Origin of the sequence: Streptomyces sp. AC550_RSS872, from assembly GCF_019049285.1 — a bacterium.
Taxonomy (GTDB): domain Bacteria; phylum Actinomycetota; class Actinomycetes; order Streptomycetales; family Streptomycetaceae; genus Streptomyces.
Map to the genome: position 1 here is coordinate 1 of NZ_JAGMUL010000074.1, position 17821 is coordinate 17821.

Sequence of the window (17821 nt, forward strand, 5' to 3'; positions counted from 1 at the left end):
GCCCGTCCGGCGTTTGAGGACGAGGCCCGGAGGGCCGACAGCGGGGGGCTGGGGGCGCAGCCCCCAGGGACGGGACGGGTAGGGGCGGCGGGGGCGAAACCCGTCCGGAGTCTCAGCCCGCCCTCACGCGAACCGAAGGCAACCCCATGACAACCAACACCGAACGACTCCTCACCGACCTGCGCCGGGACCTGCGCGAGGGAGGGCTGTACGGCTCGTTCCTCGTCCGGGACCTGGAGACGGGCGACGAGATCGGCATCGACCCCGACACCGAGTTGCCCGTGGCGTCCCTCGTGAAGATCCCGCTGGCCCTGGTGACTCTGGAGCGCATCCGGCGCGGGGAACTCGACGGCGCCCAGGTGATCGAGGTGCCGCCGGGCCGGATCACCACGCCCGGCCCGACGGGCGTGAGCCGCTTCCGGCACGCGGCCCACATCGCCGTGGAGGACCTGATCTACCTCAGCACCTGCATCAGCGACAACAGCGCAGCCGACGCCCTCTTCGCCCTCACTCCGCCCGCCCAAGTCGGCTCTGTTCTATGCGAGTTGGGGCTGCGCGGCATCGCCGTACGGCACACCATGCGCGAGCTGATGGAGACGCCGGTGGAGCGTTTCGACCCGGCGGACGTGCACCTCGCACACGCCCTCGCGATCGACGCCGGCACCCCGGGCCGCGGCCACCGGGTCCCCCAGCTCGACATCTCACGCGCCAACACCGGCACGGCACGGGCCTTCGTCGACCTCCTCCAGGCCCTCTGGCGCCCCGGCGCCACCGAGCCCCCGCAGCCCCCGCAGCCCGCGCAGCCCCCGGCGGTCCACCCCGAGGTCGCCGCACAGGTACGCGGCTTCATGGCCAACAATCTCGTACGCAACCGCCTCGCCCCGGACTTCGACTCCGACGCCTCCACCTGGTCGTCCAAGACCGGCATGCTGCTCAACCTGCGCCACGAGGTCGGCGTCGTCGAACACGCCGACGGCCAGACCTACGCGATCGCCGTCCTGACCGAGTCCCGCGTGGCCGCCGGCCGCCAGCCGGGCGCCGACGCCCTCATGGGCCAGGTCGCCCGACGCCTGCGCGACGAACTGCGTTCGAGGTGGATCCAGGGGGTGTTCTGAAAGTCCCGCACAGCACCCACGGCGCCCGGCACGCCGAGGGCACGCACCGGCTGCGACACCAGCCGCTGCCGCGGCGGGCGCGGGCACCGCACGGGACTTTCAACACCCCCTAGCCACCGAACCGTTTCAGCGAGCCGTCACCGCCAGCTTGGCCCCCAGCGCCACGAACGACCCGGCGAAGCCCCGCCGCAGCCAGGCCATCACCCGGGGCCGTGAGGTGACGTGACTGCGGACGGACGCCGCGAGGACGCCGTACGCCGCGAAGACCACGAACGTCACCAGCATGAACACCCCGCTGAGCGCCAGCATGCGCGGCAGCGCGTTCGCCTCGCCGGGGCTCACGAACTGGGGCAGGAACGCGAAGAAGAAGATCGTCAGCTTCGGGTTGAGAAGGTTGATCAGAACGCCCCGCACGACCACGCGGCCGGCCGAGACCGGCGCGGCCCTCTCCCCCTCGTCCACCCCGAGCGCCCCCTTGTCCTTGAGCGTGGCCCACGCCATGTACAGGAGGTAGGCGACACCGGCGTACTTGAGGATCTGGAACGCCATGGCGCTCGCGTGCAGCAGGGCGGCGACCCCGGTGACGGTGGCCAGCATGTGCGGCACGATCCCGAGCGCGCAGCCGAGTGCCGCCACGACACTCGCGCGCCGCCCGCGGGAGAGCCCGGCGGCAAGGGTGTAGACGACGCCGGTGCCGGGGGTGGCGACGACGACGAGGGTGGTCAGCAGGAAAGCGATGCTCATGCGCCCAGCCTGGGCGCACGGCGGTCCCGCCGACAGGGCCAAAGCGGCGCCCGTATCCGGGACCAATGACAACCGAGCCCTCCGCTCAGCCGGACGCGGACAACGCCTCCCGCTCGGACTCGGCCGGCAGCACGCAGAACTCGTTGCCTTCCGGATCGGCGAGAACGACCCAGCCCCGGCCATCGGATGTACGGCGATCAGCGACCACCGAGGCGCCCAGCCCCAGCAGCCGCTGGACCTCCTCGTCCCGCGTCGTGTCGGGGCGCAGGCACAGATGGAGCCTGTTCTTGGTCGACTTGGGCTCCGGAACCTGGTTGAAGTACAGGGCCGGCCCACCGGGCAGCGTGACCGCGGTCTCCTCGTCGCCGGGTCCGTCCCCGGGGTCGACCGGGTGCCCGGTCACCTCCGCCCAGAACCGCGCCAGTTGGTAGGCGTCCGCACAGTCGATCGCGATGTTCGTCACCGTTGAGGCCATGCGCACGATCTTTCCGCGGACGATGCCCCGCACGCCACGCAAAAAGCTGACGGGAGACGCAACGTCCCCCGTCAGCTTCAGCTCACGAACAGGCCGTGACTAGGCCCCGATCAGCCGGCTCGCCAGGTACCCCTCGATCTGGTCCAGCGACACCCGCTCCTGCTTCATCGAGTCCCGCTCACGCACGGTCACCGCGTTGTCGTCCAGCGTGTCGAAGTCGACCGTGACACAGAACGGCGTACCGATCTCGTCCTGGCGGCGGTAACGCCGACCGATCGCGCCCGCGTCGTCGAACTCGATGTTCCAGTTCTGGCGAAGCGTCTGGGCGAGGCCCTTGGCCTTCGGGGAGAGCTCCGGGTTCCGGGACAGCGGGAGGACCGCCACCTTCACCGGCGCCAGACGGTGGTCCAGTCGCAGCACCGTCCGCTTCTCCATCTTGCCCTTGGCGTTGGGCGCCTCGTCCTCGACGTACGCGTCCAGCAGGAACGCCAGCATCGCGCGCCCGACACCGGCCGCCGGCTCGATGACATACGGCGTCCAGCGCTCGCCGGCCTCCTGGTCGAAGTAGGTGAGGTCCTGGCCCGAAGCCTTGGAGTGCGCGCCCAGGTCGTAATCCGTCCGGTTGGCGACGCCCTCCAGCTCGCCCCACTCGTTGCCGCCGAACTGGAAGCGGTACTCGATGTCAGCGGTGCGCTTGGAGTAGTGGGAGAGCTTCTCCTTGGGGTGCTCGTACCACCGCATGTTCTCCTCGCGCAGGCCCAGGCCGGTGTACCAGTTCCAGCGCTGCTCCATCCAGTACTCCTGCCACTTCTCGTCCTCGCCCGGCTTGACGAAGAACTCCATCTCCATCTGCTCGAACTCGCGGGTGCGGAAGATGAAGTTGCCGGGCGTGATCTCGTTGCGGAAGGACTTGCCCATCTGCGCGATGCCGAACGGCGGCTTGCGGCGCGAAGTGGTCTGCACCTGTGCGAAGTTGGTGAAGATGCCCTGGGCGGTCTCCGGGCGCAGGTAGGCGATCGAGCCGCTGTCCTGCGTCGGGCCGAGGTGGGTGGAGAGAAGACCCGAGAACTGCTTGGGCTCGGTGAACTGGCCCTTGTTACCGCAGTTGGGGCAGTTCACATCCGCGAGGCCGTTCTCCGGGAGGTGGCCCTTCTTCGCCTCGTACGCCTCCTCCAGGTGGTCGGCGCGGAAGCGCTTGTGACAGGAGGTGCACTCGGTCAACGGGTCCGTGAAGGTGGCGACGTGACCGGAGGCGACCCAGACCTCGGGGGCAAGGATGACGGACGAGTCGATACCGACGACGTCCTCGCGCGACGTCACCATGTAGCGCCACCACTGGCGCTTCAGGTTCTCCTTGAGCTCGACACCCAGCGGTCCGTAGTCCCAGGCGGCGCGCTGGCCGCCGTAGATCTCACTGCACGGGAATACGAAGCCACGGCGCTTGCTCAGGCTGACGATGGTGTCGATCTTGTCGGCGGCCACGGTGCTCTCTTCATTACGACGACGGGCGACGAAGCGAGGCGCTTCACAGCGAATGCTTCAGGGTACCGGCGGGGGATCCCCCTCAACCAAATCGGTTGCCCTCTGTGGACCGCCCATCACGCTTGTTGACAATCGTTTCCAAATTTGCTGAAAATGACTGTCATGAACGTACGACGACATCACATATCCGGCCTCGCCCTGGCGGCCGTCGCCGCCCTCGGTGCCGGCACGCTCACCGCGTGCTCCTCGGACAGCGCGGCCGCGGGCAACACGGACAAGTTCGACGTCGTCGCGTCGTTCTACCCCATGGCCTTCCTCGCCGAGCAGATCGGCGGCGGCCATGTGAACGTCTCCAGTCTGACCGAACCCGGCCAGGAGCCGCACGACCTGGAGATCAGCGCCCAGCAGCGGGCGCAGCTGGAGGACTCCGACGCCGCCCTCTACCTCAAGGGTCTCCAGCCCTCCGTCGACGAGACCGTCGAGCAGTCGGGCCTCAAGACGAAGATCGACGCCGCGACGCTGACCAAGCTGGAGGACCACGGCGAGGTCGAGGACAGTCACGGGCACGAGGGCGAGGAGGCGCACTCCGAGGAGAAGGAGGAGCACGCCCTCGACCCGCACGTCTGGCTCGACCCGGTGAAGTACGCCGAGATCGCCAAGGGCGTCGGCGCGGCCTTCGAGAAGGCGGACCCGGACAACGCGGCCGACTACAAGAAGAACACCGAAACGCTGGTCAAGAAGCTCGGCGAGCTGAACACCGAGTTCGCCGACGGGCTCAAGGACACCAAGTCCAAGGTCTTCTTCACCAACCACGCCGCCTTCACCTACCTCGCCGAGCGCTACGGCCTGACCCAGGAGGCCATCTCCGGCCTCGACCCGGAGAGCGAGCCCAGCCCGGCCCGGATCAAGGAGCTCCAGGAGGAGGCCAAGGCCGACGGCGTCACCACCGTCTTCTACGAGACACTGGTCTCCGACAAGACCGCGAAGACCCTCGCCGACGACGCGGGCCTCAAGACGGACGTCCTCGACCCGCTCGAGGGCATCACCGACAAGTCGAAGGGCGACGACTACTTCGAGGTCATGCGGGCCAACCTCACGGCCCTGAAGACGGCTCTGGGAGCCAAGTGACCAACGTACGGAGGACGGCATGACCGAGCCCGTCATATCGCTGCGCGGCGTCCGCGCCGAGCTGGGCTCGCGCCCCGTCCTGCGCGGCATCGACCTCACCGTGGACCGCGGTGAGGTCGTCGCGCTGCTCGGCGCCAACGGCTCGGGCAAGTCGACCGCCGTGCGCAGCATCATCGGCCAGGTGCCGGTCAGCGCCGGCGAGATCGAGCTGTTCGGCACGGACCGGCGCCGGTTCCGCGACTGGGCGCGCGTGGGCTACGTCCCGCAGCGCACGACGGCCGCGGGCGGTGTCCCCGCCACGGTGGGCGAGGTCGTCTCCTCGGGCCGCCTGTCCCGGACCCGCTTCGGCGTCTTCCGCAAGGCCGACCACGCGGCCGTACGGCACGCCCTGGAGCTGGTCGGCATGGCGGACCGTGTGAAGGACTCGGTGGGCGCCCTGTCCGGCGGCCAGCACCAGCGCGTACTGATCGCCCGTGCGCTCGCCTCGGATCCCGAGCTGCTGATCATGGACGAGCCGATGGCGGGCGTGGACCTGACCAGCCAGGAGGTGCTCGCGCGGACGCTGAGGGAGCAGGTCACGGCCGGCGCGACGGTCCTGCTGGTGCTCCATGAACTCGGCCCGCTGGAGCCCTTGATCGACCGTGCGGTCGTCCTGCGCGACGGCTGCGTACTGCACGACGGCCCGCCCCCGAAGGCCGTCGGCCAGCACGCGCTGCCCGGCCACGACCACGTACACCCGCACGCGGCCCACGACGCCGAACCGATCCGGACGGGGCTGCTGAGCTGATGGACTTCCTGAACTACGACTTCATGCAGCGGGCGCTGCTCGCCGCGGTCCTGGTGGGCATCACGGCCCCCGCCGTGGGCATCTACCTGGTCCAGCGCCGCCAGGCCCTGATGGGCGACGGTATCGGCCATGTGGCGATGACGGGCGTGGGCCTCGGTTTTCTCCTGTCCTGGTCCCCGGTATGGATGGCGACACTGGTGTCGGTCCTCGGCGCGATCGCCATGGAACTGATCCGCTGGTACGGCAGGATGCGCGGCGACCTCGCGCTCGCGATGCTCTTCTACGGCGGCATGGCCGGCGGCGTGATGCTGATCAACCTCGCGCCGAACGGCTCGAACGCCAACCTGACGTCGTACCTCTTCGGCTCGCTGTCGACGGTGAGCGAGTCGGACGTGACGGCGATCGTCATGCTGGCTGCCTTCGTGGTCCTGGTCACCCTCGGGCTGCGGCGCCAGCTGTTCGCGGTGAGCCAGGACGAGGAGTTCGCGCGGGTCACGGGCCTCCCGGTCCGCGCCCTGAACCTCCTCACGGCGATCACCGCGGCGGTGACCGTGACGGTCGCGATGCGCGTGGTCGGCCTCCTCCTGGTGAGCGCGCTGATGGTGGTGCCGGTGGCGGCGGCCCAGCAGCTGACGCGCAGCTTCGCGGCGACGTTCGCCATCGCGGTCGCGATCGGTGTGACGGTGACGATCAGCGGCACGGTGACCTCGTACTACCAGGACGTGCCGCCCGGCGCGACGATCGTCCTGCTTACCATTGGCGCGTTCATCGCGCTGACCGCGCTGGCGGCCCCGCTGGCCCGGCGCAGGGCCCGTGCCCTGGCCGCCGCGCAGCCCTCCGGCGACCCGGCGGAGTGTGCGATTCCAGCCAGCCGGGATGCCGCGGGCAAGGTCGGCGTCTGACCGCTGACAGTCCGGACTGGCACAATGGCCCGGCAAGTGCAGACGTGAGGAGGCAACCGGTGACAGTCGCTGGACCGCCCGTAAAGGGCCGCGCGACTCGGCAGCGGGCCGCCGTGGCGGCGGCCCTTGACGAGGTCGAGGAGTTCCGCAGCGCGCAGGAACTCCACGACATGCTCAAGCACAAGGGCGACTCGGTCGGGCTCACCACGGTCTACCGCACCCTCCAGTCCCTCGCCGACGCGGGCGAGGTCGACGTCCTGCGCACCGCCGACGGCGAGTCCGTCTACCGCCGCTGCTCGACCGGCGAACACCACCACCATCTCGTCTGCCGCGTCTGTGGCAAGGCGGTCGAGGTGGAAGGGCCGGCGGTGGAGAAGTGGGCGGACGCGATTGCGGCGGAGCACGGTTTCGTGAACGTGGCGCACACGGTGGAGATCTTCGGCACGTGCGCGGAGTGCGCCGCCTCCTGAGCGGTTTTTCCTCGCCCCCGCCGCCCCTACCCGTCCCATCCTGAAGGGGCTCCGCCCCTTCACCCCGCCAAGGGGCTCTGCCCCCTGGACCCCCGCTCCTCAAACGCCGGACGGGCTGAATTTCAGCCCGTCCGGCGTTTGAGGACGACCCTGGGTTCAGTCCTGGCGGCCCTCCATGGCCAGCAGCTCCTCGTTCGGGATGGCCCCGCCGAACCGTCGGTCACGGGAGGCGAACTCGACGCACGCCCGCCACAGGTCCCGCCGGTCGAAGTCCGGCCATAGCACGTCCTGGAAGACCATCTCGGCGTAAGCGCTCTGCCAGAGAAGGTAGTTGGAGGTGCGCTGCTCACCGCTGGGCCGCAGGAACAGGTCCACGTCCGGCATGTCGGAGTAGTAGAGGTACTTGGCGAAGGTCTTCTCGTTGACCTTGGACGGATCCAGCCGCCCGGCCTTCACGTCCTCCGCGAGAGCCTGCGCCGCATCCGCGATCTCGGCCCGCCCGCCGTAGTTCATGCAGAAGTACAACGTCAGCTTGTCGTTGTCCTTGGTCTGCTCCTGAGCGATCTGGAGCTCCTTGGCCACCGACTTCCACAGCTTCGGCATCCGCCCGACCCACCGCACCCGGATCCCCAGCTCATCGAGCTGATCGCGGGTCTTGCGGATGAAGTCGCGGTTGAAGTTCATCAGGAAGCGCACCTCGTCCGGCGACCGCTTCCAGTTCTCGGTGGAGAAGGCGTACAGCGAGATCGCCCCCACGCCCATCTCGACCGCGCCCTGGAGCACGTCCAGCACCCGCTCGGCACCGACCTTGTGCCCCTCGGTACGCGGCAGCCCCCGCTCCTTCGCCCAGCGGCCGTTCCCGTCCATGACGATCGCCACATGCTTCGGGATCAGCTCACCGGGAAGCTTCGGCGCGCGGGCGCCGGACGGGTGCGGCTCCGGTGCCCTGTACTCGCGTCGCCGACGCCCCAGGAACCCACTCACGGCCATGTGCTTCTCGTCTCCTCTTACCGCTTACTTTTCCACGTACCGAAGCGAGCGCAGCCCGCGCTCCAGATGCCAGTGCAGATAGGCGGACACCAGCCCGCTGCCCTCCCGGACGTGCCGCGCCTCGCACGCGTCGGCCGTCTCCCAGTCTCCCGTGAGCAGCGCGCCGAGCAGTTCGAGGGTCTGCGGCGACGGTACGACGCTACCGGGCACCCGGCAGTCGACGCAGACCGAGCCCCCGGAGGCCACGGAGAAGAAGCGGTTCGGTCCGGGCAGGCCGCACTTCGCGCAGTCGCCGAAGCTGGGGGCGTAACCGTTGACGGCGAGCGAGCGGAGCAGGAAGGCGTCGAGGACGAGGTGGGGCGCGTGCTCGCCACGGGACAGCGTCCGCAGGGCGCCGACCAGCAGCAGATACTGCTGCACCGCAGGCTCGCCCTCGTGATCGGTGAACCGCTCGGCCGTCTCCAGCATGGCCGTCCCGGCGGTGTAGCGGGCGTAGTCGCTGACGATCCCGCCGCCGTACGGAGCGATGGTCTCGCTCTGCGTGCACAGCGGCAGCCCGCGCCCGATCAGCTCGCTCCCGCGCGCGAAGAACTGCACATCGACGTGCGAGAAGGGCTCCAACCGGGCACCGAACTTCGACTTCGTCCGCCGCACCCCCCGGGCCACGGCCCGGACCCTGCCGTGCCCCCGGGTGAGCAGCGTGATGATCCGGTCCGCTTCCCCGAGCTTCTGGGTGCGCAGCACGATGCCGTCGTCGCGGAACAGACTCATGGGGTCATTGTCGCGTACGGCGGGGGGCGGCGGGTGCGGTCGGGGTGGCTGATGGTGTCTGTCCCCAGGTGTGGACGCGCGTCGGCGTCGGACTGGGGGCGGCGGCGCGATCTCCCCGGCGTCGGTGTCGACCTCTCGGACGTGGTGTCACACGACCTGGAACGCCGTCGCCGGCTTCGCCGACGCCCGCTCCACACGCGGCAGGGTCTTCAGCTTCTCCCTCGCACTCTCCCGCTCCGCGCGGGCCGGCAGCTGTCCACCGCCCGCGAAGGCACCTCGTGGAACGACCCACGAAGGCTCCGACGACCCTACAACTTTGCAGGTTGAACGCTGTTCCCAGATCTACCTACGTTGGCCATTGAGAAGGGGCTTCGGCCCACAGACCACGCAGGGGGAACGATGCGAAAGTTCTCAGTCGCTGCCGCCAGTGCAGCAGCGATCGCTATGACCTTGGCGAGCGGCACTGCTGCCCAGGCCCATGACCAGTCGTGGGGCTGGCGGGCTTGTGGCCCCACCAAGTTGCAGAACTGTGGGACCGCTTACGTAAGCAACGGTCACCGAACGCTGACCGTTTGCGACGAAGAAGCGGACGGGCAGGGGTTCTGGACGCTGTACAAGCGATCCGACGGCAACAGCGGAACGATCAAGGACAGTAACGGATCCGCCTCCGGCTGCGGCAAGGGCACCGCTCCGACTGGAGTGACCATCACCAAAGTGAGGCTCTACTTGAACTGGGGCAACGGCAACGGCGTTTACCTGGGAGACTGGCGCACCGTGTCCTGAACCTGAACGGGGCCTGAGTGCCCGGTGACTCAGACCCCCGAGAGATCACAGCCACGGCTGTGATCTCTCGGGCATTCCCTTCGCGATCCCGGCTCCTGTCACGATCACCGGTCCTGGCTCGGAGTCACCGGGTGCGGTCCGGGTGGCTGATGGTGTTCCAGGGCACGAGATTCCACGGGCTGGAACGATTCTCCGGGTCCAGCAGCGCACGCAGATGCGCGTCGGCGGTCGCCTGCGGCGCCGGGAAACCGGCGTCGGCCGTCCCCCGCAGCCCGTCCCGCCACACCTTCCGGCCGAGCAGATAGTGAGCGGCGTACTCCTGCCAGGAGGCATACGTCCCCACCACCGCCGGCACGATGTTCTTCAGCGCGGTCCAGGCGTCGGACTCGTCGATCAGCCCGCACGCGAAGCCACGGCGGGCGATGTCGACGTACAGCGCGGCGTCCCAGGCGAGCGGCGAGACGCCGGTGACCCGGTACGCCCGCGCCCGGTACCCGCTGCGGGACAGGTCGTCGAGCCGGCCGACCAGCTGCTCACGCGAGGTGATCTCCCACTGCTCGGCCAGCCAGCGCCGGGCCCCGTCGTCGTCGATCCGCGTGAACGGGTACAACGTGGTCCGCGAGGCGTCCCGGTCCCTGCTCACCGGCGCGCTCAGCGACACCATCCACAGCTGGTGCGTGGTGAGCGGCACGGGGTAGCGGCGGGCGGCCTTCGGCCCTCTCCGTCTCCATCTCCACAAACCCATGCCGCCGCACCCTACGGGACCGCCCCCGGCCCCAGGGCCTGTCCCCTAGCTCAAGGAACCTCACCCCGGCTTCGTGCGTTCGCGTACGCGGTCGCCGCGCGCAGCCGCTCGGCCGGGCTGGCCGTACGGACGACCCCGGGCTCGGCGTCCCATTCCTTGCCGCCGCCGTACGGTCTGAGTTGGACGTACGGTCCCTCGTGTCCCATGACGATGCCGATTCTTCCGTTGCGCGTGTCGACGACGTACGACCCGATGGGTGGCTTCATCGCAGTACCGCCGCGAGGCGCTGCGCGGTCTCGACCGAACACCGGCCCAATTCGACGAGCGGGCAAGGGGCTTCACGCGCAAGACTCGCCGGGTCGATCCGGAGTGTCGGGAGCGTAATTCCTGCCTTCTCCAGCACCGCCCGCAATTCCTTCACTGCTTCCTCCGCTTCTTCGACGCAGTGCGCCGAGTGTCGTGCCGTCACGGTCACTCCCCCTCTTTTTGGGTTTCACTCATTTCATCTCCATCCTGACCTGCGGCGCCTACACTCGGCAGGAGTCTGTGCCCTACAAGTGCGGGGAAGTGCAAGGGGGTTGGCAATGGCCAATGCTTCACGTCAGGCGGCGTGGGAGTTCTTCGGCGCGGAACTGAAGCGGCGGAGGGAGGATGCGGGGGTAACTCAGGTGGATCTGGGGGCTCGGGTATTTGTCTCCGGCGGTTACATCGGCCAGTTCGAACAGGCGATCCGAAAACCCCAATTGGACGTGGCGCAGAGGATTGACGTAGCGCTACAAACCGACGGTATTTTCGAGCGGATGTGGCACCGGCTCATCAATGACCAGCGGTACGCGGATTACTTCGCCAAGGCGGCGGAGCTGGAGCGGCTCGCGACGAAGATCTGCGAGTTCGCGCCCGCGCTGGTGCCGGGCCTGTTGCAGACGGCTGGGTATGCCCGGGCGGTCACGCTGGCGATGAACCCGTTCGCGGCGGACGAGTACATCGAGGACAAGGTGTCCGGCCGACTGGAGCGCCAGCACATCCTCAAGGACGCTACACGGCCCGTGTATTGGGTCGTCCTGCACGAGAGCGTGCTGCGCATCCCGGTCGGCGGCCCGGCGGTCATGGCGGAGCAGCTGGAGCGCGTGGCGTCGATGGCGCGGGAGCGAACGGTGCTGGTGCAGGTGCTGCCGTATGCGGCTGGGGCGTACGCCCTCATGACCGGTTCGCTGAAGCTCATGGAGTTCGAGGACGCACCGCCAACCTCCTATACAGAAGCCGTGTATTCGGGGAACCTGCTTGACGATCCGGCTGTGGTGAAGCGCTCGTACGCGGCATACGATCTGATCAGGGCCGCCGCGCTGTCGCCGGAGGCGTCCCTGGCCCTGATCGAGTCGGCGGCGGAGGACTTCAGACGATGCGCGAGTACGACCTGAGCAACGCGAGCTGGCGCAAGAGCACCTACAGCGACGGCAACGGCGGTGACTGCGTCGAGGTCGCGTACGACTTCCCAGGCGCCGCCCGCTGGCGCAAGAGCACCTACAGCGGCGGCAGCGGCGGCGAGGACTGCGTCGAGGTAGCCGACGGAGTCCCCGGCACCGTCCCCGTCCGAGACTCCAAGCTCGCCTCGGACAGCCCCGTACTCCTCATCCCCGCCCCCGCCTGGGACAGGTTCGTCACGTCTCTGCGGTGACCCGTGGACCCCTCTGTGGAGCCGTCTGCTGACGCTCGGCCTCGGCCCACAGCTCCGTGAACTGGGTGATGTGGTCCTCGATGTGGTCGGGCTCGGCGCTCAGCAGGGTGCTGTCGGGGTTGTTCTCCTGGTCCGGCTTCGTCTCGTGGCAGAGTTCGCCGTCGAAGACGATGAAGTCGCTCACCCTGGGGTTGGACTCCATCAGCGACCGCACCGCGATACGCGCGTCGATGCCCCGCCGTCGATGGTCGTCGCACAGCGCCCTGAGCTCGGGTGTGACCTCGTCCTCGGTCCGTACGATGAACAGGCGCCGGATCTCCACGCCCCGCCGCTTGATCGCCTTCTCCTGTGCGGCGAGGTACCGGTCGGCGGGCCCGCTGGTCCAGAACTCCCGGTCCACCGAGGTGCTGGTGGCGTCGAGGGTCATCTTCACGCAGTCGGTGAGGTCGATCAGCCACTCGTGGTTCTCGCCGGGGCAGTCCGCGGTGCCGCTGCCGAGGCCCTCCATCATCTTGGCGAGGCGGCCCAGCTCCTTCTCGGCGAAGGCCTGCACGATGTCGCCGCCCCGCTCACGGACCTTGGTGTAGCCGAGGACCAGCCGGGTCACCTCGTCGGACCGCAGCACGGAGCCGTCGACCTGGCTGAACAGCTCCGTCGCGGCGAGGATCTCGTTGAAGCGCGTGTCGACCTTCTCGAACCGTTCCCCGAAGTCGATCAGGTACTGCACGATCAGCGCCGCGCTGCCGATGACGATGGACGCCACCCACTGCCAGATGTTCCCGTCGTCCTGGTCCAGGATGCTGGTCAGCAGGAAGGCCCCGCCCGCGGCGCCGGCCGTGATCACGATCCGCCAGAACATCTTGGGCATACGCGGCTGCTCCGGACGCGGGGCCCCTTGCCCGTTGCCACCTGCTCCTAACGATGACGCTCCGCTCATTTCTCATCCCCCGTCGGGTAATCGGTTCCGGGCCCCGTCCCTCAACTCGTGCTGAGCGCCTGCTGCGGCATCGCCACGGCCTGGAGGGCCAGTCGGTCTCTGATGCGCCGGCTCAGGTTCTCCCACTGGCGGGAGAACCCCGGCTTTGCTTCCAGTACGTCCCACAGGTGGGCCAGCGCGGGGTCCACGTGTGCGCGCGGCATCCACAGATGCAGCAGATGAACCACGACCGGATGGAGCGCCTCGACCACCGATGGTCCGTCTATGGCTCCGATCCGGCTGTTGTCCAGCATGTGCTGAACGGTCGTCAAAAGCCAGTCGTGCAGGGCGAGATCCTCGCACAGGCCCGCCGCGGCCGCCGCCGGCACATCCTCCGGGAGCCGTAGCTCCATGGTCCGCAGTCCGCCCTCGGCCACCGTGAAGTTCGCGAGCGATGCCCGCTCTCCTGCCGGGGTCCGTCGTGCCACCCAACGCAGCCGCGTCGGGCTCGACTTGAACGGCACCCTGCGGTCGAGCAGCGCATGGCGGCGGAGCTGGGCCAGCAGGCCCTCGGAGATCATCCCGAGGTCGAGTTCGCCGCGTCCCGGGCCTCTCAACACGCCCTCTGCTGTGGCCTGTTGGGGCAGCTTGCCGAAGGGCTCCACCAGGCCGGGGCGTACGAGGTACTGACCCCACGGGCGTCGCATGTCCGGGCCCGCCGCCGGAAGGCTGAAGTACGCCGTCGACTGGAGCAGCCGCCCCTCGGTCAGGACGGCGCGCGCGGCGACCGTACCGACGCCCCTGACCTTCGTGCCGTTGGAGGCGGGCAGGCGGCAGTCGACCCCGGTGAGGATCTCGGGGGACAGGGCGTACATGCTGGGCCGTTCGGAGACCCGGACGTGTTCGTCGTTGCGCAGCCTGAGCAGCTGGGCGGCGGCCCGGGCGTCCAGGGCCTGGACGGACGGCAGCAGACAGGTACGCACCTCACCGCAGGCGAGGACCGGACGCGCCGGTTGGCCGGGGGCCGCCGTCATCTCAGGTCTCCTCGGCCTCGGAGGGGTCGCCGGGCTCCTCGTAGAAGACGTAGGTGGCGCGCTGGGCGACCGCCGCGGGCACCGGCATCCCCTCGTCGGCGGAGCGTTTGGCGACCTGCTGGAGCGCGCCCGAGTCGACGTCCGTCTGGTCGAGGATGAGCCGTACGGCGTCCTCGACCGCGAGGAAGCGGTTCGGCATCAGGGTGCAGGTGCGGTAGGCGCTGAAGGCCGCCTTGGTGTCGGTGAGCCTGGTCAGCGGCGGGAGCCGGTCCCAGTCGTGCGGGAAGTCCTCGCCCTGCCAGTCCTTGGGGACCAGCACGGGCTCGCCCAGGTGCCGTAACAGGCCGAGGCGGGCCAGTTGCCACACGGCCGCCAGGAAAGGGCACGACCACAGGCGCTTGCCGTCCTTCTCGGACCACAGCTCGACGTCCATGAAGACCGAGTGGTTGCGGGCCGCGGTCTCCTGGGGCGGCTCCCAGCCCTTGACCGCGCCCAGGGCGCTGCGGGACGTCGACGGGGTGCGCTGGCCGTTGGCGAGCCAGCCGGTCTGGCTGACGGGCGGGCGGGAGCCGTAGCTGCCCGGTGGCGGTGACTCGACGAGGCGGTGCATGACCGATTCGGCGAGTTCTATGCGGTCGGCGACCGCGCAGCTCGACTCGCGGGCCAGGTAGTCGATGACGAGGCCGGCCTTCTCGGCCTCCTTGAGGATCATCGGGATCAGCTCGGCCGGGGTGGAGAAGCGGGTGAAGTAGTCGTCGATGAGGAAGCAGGTGCTGATGCGTGGGCGCTTGCTGCGGCGGGCGGCCGAGGCGCGTACCGCGTCCGCCCAGACCCGTACCTCGGCGAAGTGCTCGCCCAGCCGCTTGGGACCCGCCTCGAAGTCCTCCATGTAGAGGTGGCCCAGCTCCAGGGAGAGGTGGGCGAGCGGCACGGACTTGGTGACGGGCTCGGCGGTGGTCTCCCGGAAGGCGGTGTCGGTCATGCCTCCTCCCAGTACTTGTCGTCGGTCAGCCGTACGGCGAGCCGGCTCAGCGCCTCCCAGGTCTCCTGGTTGGCGATCTGGCTGTCGAGCACGTCCTCGTCGGTGATGAGCTGCTCACGCCACTGGAGGACCGGTTCGAGGGGCACCGAGCCGAGGACCTGGCTGTAGCCGATGCCGTGGGTGGAGGCGAGCTGCTTGAGGTCGCCGTCGGTCTTGCGCATCCATGCCGACTGGGTGGGCGAGACCTGGGACCAGAGCGGGGATTCGGGATCGGGTACGGCGGCCCGCACGAAGCGGATGGCGTTGCGCAGTGCCGCTTCGTCGTGGCCACGGTCGACGCCGCCCGCGACGATGCCGCGCTTGCCGAAGACCAGGCTGGCGGCGGCCGCCACATGCTGGCGGGTCCAGCGGTGGAAGACCAGCCAGCGGGCCGTGATGTCACGCATCTCGGGCTGTGCGGTGGCCTCCAGGACCATGTCGACGGCGTAGGAGCGGCCGGCGCTGAGGTCGACGACGACCAGGTCGAACTCGTAGTAGAGCGTCATCAGCAGGTCGACGCAGCGGCGCAGGTTGTCGTCGCTGGTGGCGAACTCGCCGCCGCTGACGTCGCCGGGCATCAGCACCAGCCGGCCGCAGCCGGGCGGCGGGAAGCGCAGCACCTGGTGCTCGGTGTCGGCCCAGACGTCGATCCGGGCCGGTTCGCTGACCTCGCCTATGAGGTAGGCGTGCAGACCGCGGTCCTCGGTCTCCTCGCGGGCGTCGGCCACGTCGAAGACGGCCGCGGCGGTGGGCGAGCCGAAGTCGAAGTCGAGGTAGCAGACGTCGTCCCCGGCCAGCGCCCGGTGGTAGGCGAGGTTGGCACTGGTCACGGAGCGGCCCGTGCCTCCCTTGTCGGAGGCGGCGAAGATCAGCACGGTTCACACTCCCCGGTCCGCGGCCTCGCGGGCGCGGGCGAGCGAGTCGAGCTGTCCCAGCACGTCGAGTGTCAACGCGTAGGCCGTACCCGGCTGTTCGTCCACGAGGCTGCGGGCGCGGCGCAGCTTGACCTCGATGTTCCTGATCTCCATCCCGTGCCGGCCGGAGTCCGTCGGCGCGGGTTCCATCTGCTCGTTGCCCAGGAGGTGGGCGGACTCGCTGAGCAACGCCCTTGCCAGTTCGGCGAGTTCGAGGCTGCGGATCGGGGGCTGCCGGTACATCTCGTGTGCCTGGACCATCACCTCGGTCACCCGCTCGGTGATGCTCCACGACACCGGCACGCGCCGCTTGAGGATCTCCGCCTCGGGATAGGCGGCGTGGACGTTGTCCCAGAGGCCGACGCCCTCGCCGTCCCGGATGCGGCGCCGCCACATGTGGTCGAAGATGTCCTCGGCGAGTCTGAGCAGCCGGTCGTGCGAGGAGAGGTTGCGCGACAGCGTGCACAGCTGGACGGTCCGCTTCAGCAGCTGCGCCGAGAAGTCGGTCATGGACCACGTCAACGGCGGGCCGAGCCGCTCGCTGCCCTGCAACGGCAGGGCGACGCCCACGTTGTGCAGCTCGTGGACCATGGGGTCGTCGCGCGTCATCCGGCTGGTGATGCGGCCGCGCTCGGCGAGGCGTTCCATGATGCCGACGGTGCGGGACAGGTCGTCGTCGGTGGCGCGGCGCCGCATCAGGTCGTGCACCAGGATGGCGGCGACGGAGAGGGAGAAGTACGCGGACTCCAGCCTCTGTCCCGTCGTACGCCAGGGAATGTCCTCCAGGGGCCAGCGGTCGTCCTCGAAGCGGGCGATGCCGGACCAGTACTGCTGGGTCAGCTCCCACCGCAGCCGGAGCGCCTCGGCGAGCTTCTGCTGTTCGGTGTTGAGCAGGCCGAGGGTGAGGGTGCGGTCGGAGAACAGGTCCTGGATACCGTCGAGGGCGACCACGGTGAAGTACAGGTACGGCACGGGGTTGGCGACGCCCGCGGGCTGCGGCCCGATGGGTTCGCTGGTCTCGATCTCGGGGGCGCTCTCGACCAGGCTCCACGCCCAGCCGCACTCGAAGAGCTGACTCTCGTCCTTGAGGCCTTCCTGGACGTCGATGCCGAGGAAGACACTTTCGTTGAGCGCCGCGCGCAGCCAGCGGAAACGGTTCTGGAACTTGCTCAGCACCTGCCGCTGCGACAGCCGTCCCTGGCCGAGGAGTTCGCAGAGCGTACGGCCCTGGGGGGCGTCGGTGTCGAAGACGTTGACGGTGAAGGAGCGCAGCAGGCTCACCATGGCGGCGGTGAGCCGGTTGCTGGTGGCCTGGCGCAGTTCGGAGATGGTCTCCTTGATGTCACTGCGCCGGGTCCTGGTCTCGTAGACCTTGAGGAAACCGAGTGTGGCCAGGCACAGGGTGATCGACATGGAGAACGAGTCGGTCACGCCGAGCTGGCGCTGTTCCTCGGTGACTTCCCTGTTCTTGTCGGCGGACCCGAAGTAGTAACCCCCGGCGAACGTCGGCCTCTTGTCGTCGCCGGTGTGCGTCCGCATGAAGTCGGCGGCGGCCGTGACGAGGTTGGCCGGGACCTCCAGCCGTCCGCCGGCTCTCTTGAGGACCTGCTGGACGTCCTCCTGTGTGGTGTCCGGGTCGTCCAGCCGGAAGGCGGGGATCTCGGTGGCCGGGTACAGCAGGCAGAGCAGCCGCTCGGCGTCGGCCACACTGCTCTGTCCGCCCCAGTCGCCCCACGCCCACTCTCCCCCGTCGAAAGAGTGGCGGGCCACCGCCTGCCAGATGTCCAGCAGATGCTGGCGTGGCTTGATCTGCATCCCATGCCCCTCACACAGGCCGCCCTGCCATCATTTGAGGAATATCGCTGTGCT

The 17821-nt window shown here is 69.1% G+C and carries 21 protein-coding genes; 8 read left to right on the top strand and 13 right to left on the bottom strand.

All coding sequences use genetic code 11. The annotated features are described in order from the left end of the window. Window positions 1-146: 146 nt before the first annotated feature. On the top strand, window positions 147-1115 hold the full coding sequence (locus tag KUM44_RS27170; protein ID WP_217211980.1) for a serine hydrolase: 969 nt from the start codon (window positions 147-149) through the stop codon (window positions 1113-1115). Between the two features lie 126 nt (window positions 1116-1241). On the opposite strand, the gene KUM44_RS27175 is transcribed toward KUM44_RS27170, so the two are convergent. The 3 genes from KUM44_RS27175 to KUM44_RS27185 all read right to left on the bottom strand — a co-directional run bounded on the left by KUM44_RS27175 (window position 1242) and on the right by KUM44_RS27185 (window position 3816). Then, window positions 1242-1859 carry a LysE family translocator gene (locus tag KUM44_RS27175; RefSeq protein WP_217211982.1) on the bottom strand — a complete coding sequence of 206 codons (618 nt, stop codon included), beginning with the start codon at window positions 1857-1859 and terminating at the stop codon, window positions 1242-1244. A gap of 85 nt (window positions 1860-1944) precedes the next feature. After that, window positions 1945-2334, bottom strand: a complete 390-nt coding sequence (locus tag KUM44_RS27180; RefSeq protein WP_217211984.1) for a VOC family protein — start codon at window positions 2332-2334, stop codon at window positions 1945-1947. 99 nt (window positions 2335-2433) lie between these two features. Beyond that, the gene (locus KUM44_RS27185; protein ID WP_217211986.1) at window positions 2434-3816 is read right to left on the bottom strand and encodes a glycine--tRNA ligase; all 1383 of its coding nucleotides are present in this window, start codon (window positions 3814-3816) and stop codon (window positions 2434-2436) included. Window positions 3817-3978: 162 nt separating this feature from the next. On the opposite strand from KUM44_RS27185, the gene KUM44_RS27190 reads away from it, so the two are divergent. Genes KUM44_RS27190 through KUM44_RS27205 form a run of 4 tightly spaced genes read left to right on the top strand, consistent with a single transcriptional unit; the run spans window position 3979 to window position 7103 of the window. After that, window positions 3979-4944: a zinc ABC transporter substrate-binding protein gene (locus KUM44_RS27190; RefSeq protein ID WP_217211988.1), complete on the top strand. Its 966-nt coding sequence runs from the start codon at window positions 3979-3981 to the stop codon at window positions 4942-4944. A 19-nt stretch (window positions 4945-4963) separates the two neighbouring features. Beyond that, window positions 4964-5731, top strand: coding sequence for a metal ABC transporter ATP-binding protein (locus tag KUM44_RS27195; RefSeq protein WP_217211990.1), 768 nt, complete (start codon window positions 4964-4966; stop codon window positions 5729-5731). Beyond that, entirely contained in the window at window positions 5731-6633 is a 903-nt protein-coding gene (locus KUM44_RS27200) for a metal ABC transporter permease (protein ID WP_217211992.1), read from the top strand. The genes KUM44_RS27195 and KUM44_RS27200 overlap by 1 nt, the downstream gene beginning before the upstream one ends. 59 nt (window positions 6634-6692) lie before the next feature. After that, entirely contained in the window at window positions 6693-7103 is a 411-nt protein-coding gene (locus KUM44_RS27205; RefSeq protein ID WP_217211993.1) for a Fur family transcriptional regulator, read from the top strand. A 156-nt stretch (window positions 7104-7259) separates the two neighbouring features. Here the strand turns inward: KUM44_RS27205 and KUM44_RS27210 are convergent, their stop codons facing one another. Next, window positions 7260-8093, bottom strand: a complete 834-nt coding sequence (locus KUM44_RS27210; RefSeq protein ID WP_217211995.1) for an isoprenyl transferase — start codon at window positions 8091-8093, stop codon at window positions 7260-7262. A gap of 24 nt (window positions 8094-8117) precedes the next feature. Continuing rightward, window positions 8118-8864, bottom strand: a complete 747-nt coding sequence (gene recO / locus KUM44_RS27215; RefSeq protein WP_217211997.1) for a DNA repair protein RecO — start codon at window positions 8862-8864, stop codon at window positions 8118-8120. Window positions 8865-9263: 399 nt separating this feature from the next. Here recO and KUM44_RS27220 point away from each other — a divergent pair, with 399 nt between their 5' ends. Next, entirely contained in the window at window positions 9264-9647 is a 384-nt protein-coding gene (locus KUM44_RS27220) for a hypothetical protein (protein ID WP_217211999.1), read from the top strand. Window positions 9648-9771: 124 nt separating this feature from the next. Here the strand turns inward: KUM44_RS27220 and KUM44_RS27225 are convergent, their stop codons facing one another. Genes KUM44_RS27225 through KUM44_RS27235 form a run of 3 tightly spaced genes read right to left on the bottom strand, consistent with a single transcriptional unit; the run spans window position 9772 to window position 10861 of the window. Beyond that, window positions 9772-10392, bottom strand: a complete 621-nt coding sequence (locus KUM44_RS27225) for a DUF1266 domain-containing protein (RefSeq protein ID WP_217212001.1) — start codon at window positions 10390-10392, stop codon at window positions 9772-9774. A gap of 50 nt (window positions 10393-10442) precedes the next feature. Next, a complete protein-coding gene (locus KUM44_RS27230; RefSeq protein ID WP_048586377.1) occupies window positions 10443-10658 on the bottom strand; it encodes a hypothetical protein in 216 nt (71 codons plus the stop codon). After that, window positions 10655-10861, bottom strand: coding sequence for a hypothetical protein (locus tag KUM44_RS27235; RefSeq protein WP_217212028.1), 207 nt, complete (start codon window positions 10859-10861; stop codon window positions 10655-10657). The genes KUM44_RS27230 and KUM44_RS27235 overlap by 4 nt, the downstream gene beginning before the upstream one ends. Before the next feature lie 115 nt (window positions 10862-10976). Between KUM44_RS27235 and KUM44_RS27240 the strand changes: the two genes are divergently transcribed. Next, on the top strand, window positions 10977-11810 hold the full coding sequence (locus KUM44_RS27240) for a helix-turn-helix transcriptional regulator (protein WP_217212003.1): 834 nt from the start codon (window positions 10977-10979) through the stop codon (window positions 11808-11810). Next, window positions 11792-12067 (top strand): DUF397 domain-containing protein, encoded by a 276-nt coding sequence (locus tag KUM44_RS27245; protein WP_217212005.1) that lies wholly within the window; start codon window positions 11792-11794, stop codon window positions 12065-12067. Before KUM44_RS27240 ends, KUM44_RS27245 begins: the two co-directional genes overlap by 19 nt. Here KUM44_RS27245 and KUM44_RS27250 read toward each other — a convergent pair. The 5 genes from KUM44_RS27250 to KUM44_RS27270 all read right to left on the bottom strand — a co-directional run bounded on the left by KUM44_RS27250 (window position 12051) and on the right by KUM44_RS27270 (window position 17767). Next, complete coding sequence (locus KUM44_RS27250; protein ID WP_254390179.1) at window positions 12051-12935, bottom strand: DUF6879 family protein; 885 nt, start codon at window positions 12933-12935, stop codon at window positions 12051-12053. The two genes, KUM44_RS27245 and KUM44_RS27250, sit on opposite strands and share 17 nt — an antisense overlap. Before the next feature lie 110 nt (window positions 12936-13045). Then, window positions 13046-14017, bottom strand: a complete 972-nt coding sequence (locus KUM44_RS27255) for an SCO2521 family protein (RefSeq protein WP_217212010.1) — start codon at window positions 14015-14017, stop codon at window positions 13046-13048. A gap of 1 nt (window position 14018) precedes the next feature. Further along, entirely contained in the window at window positions 14019-14999 is a 981-nt protein-coding gene (locus KUM44_RS27260) for an SCO2522 family protein (RefSeq protein WP_217212013.1), read from the bottom strand. Further along, window positions 14996-15913: an SCO2523 family variant P-loop protein gene (locus KUM44_RS27265; RefSeq protein ID WP_217212015.1), complete on the bottom strand. Its 918-nt coding sequence runs from the start codon at window positions 15911-15913 to the stop codon at window positions 14996-14998. Before KUM44_RS27265 ends, KUM44_RS27260 begins: the two co-directional genes overlap by 4 nt. Before the next feature lie 3 nt (window positions 15914-15916). Further along, window positions 15917-17767 carry an SCO2524 family protein gene (locus KUM44_RS27270; RefSeq protein ID WP_217212017.1) on the bottom strand — a complete coding sequence of 617 codons (1851 nt, stop codon included), beginning with the start codon at window positions 17765-17767 and terminating at the stop codon, window positions 15917-15919. Window positions 17768-17821 lie beyond the last annotated feature (54 nt).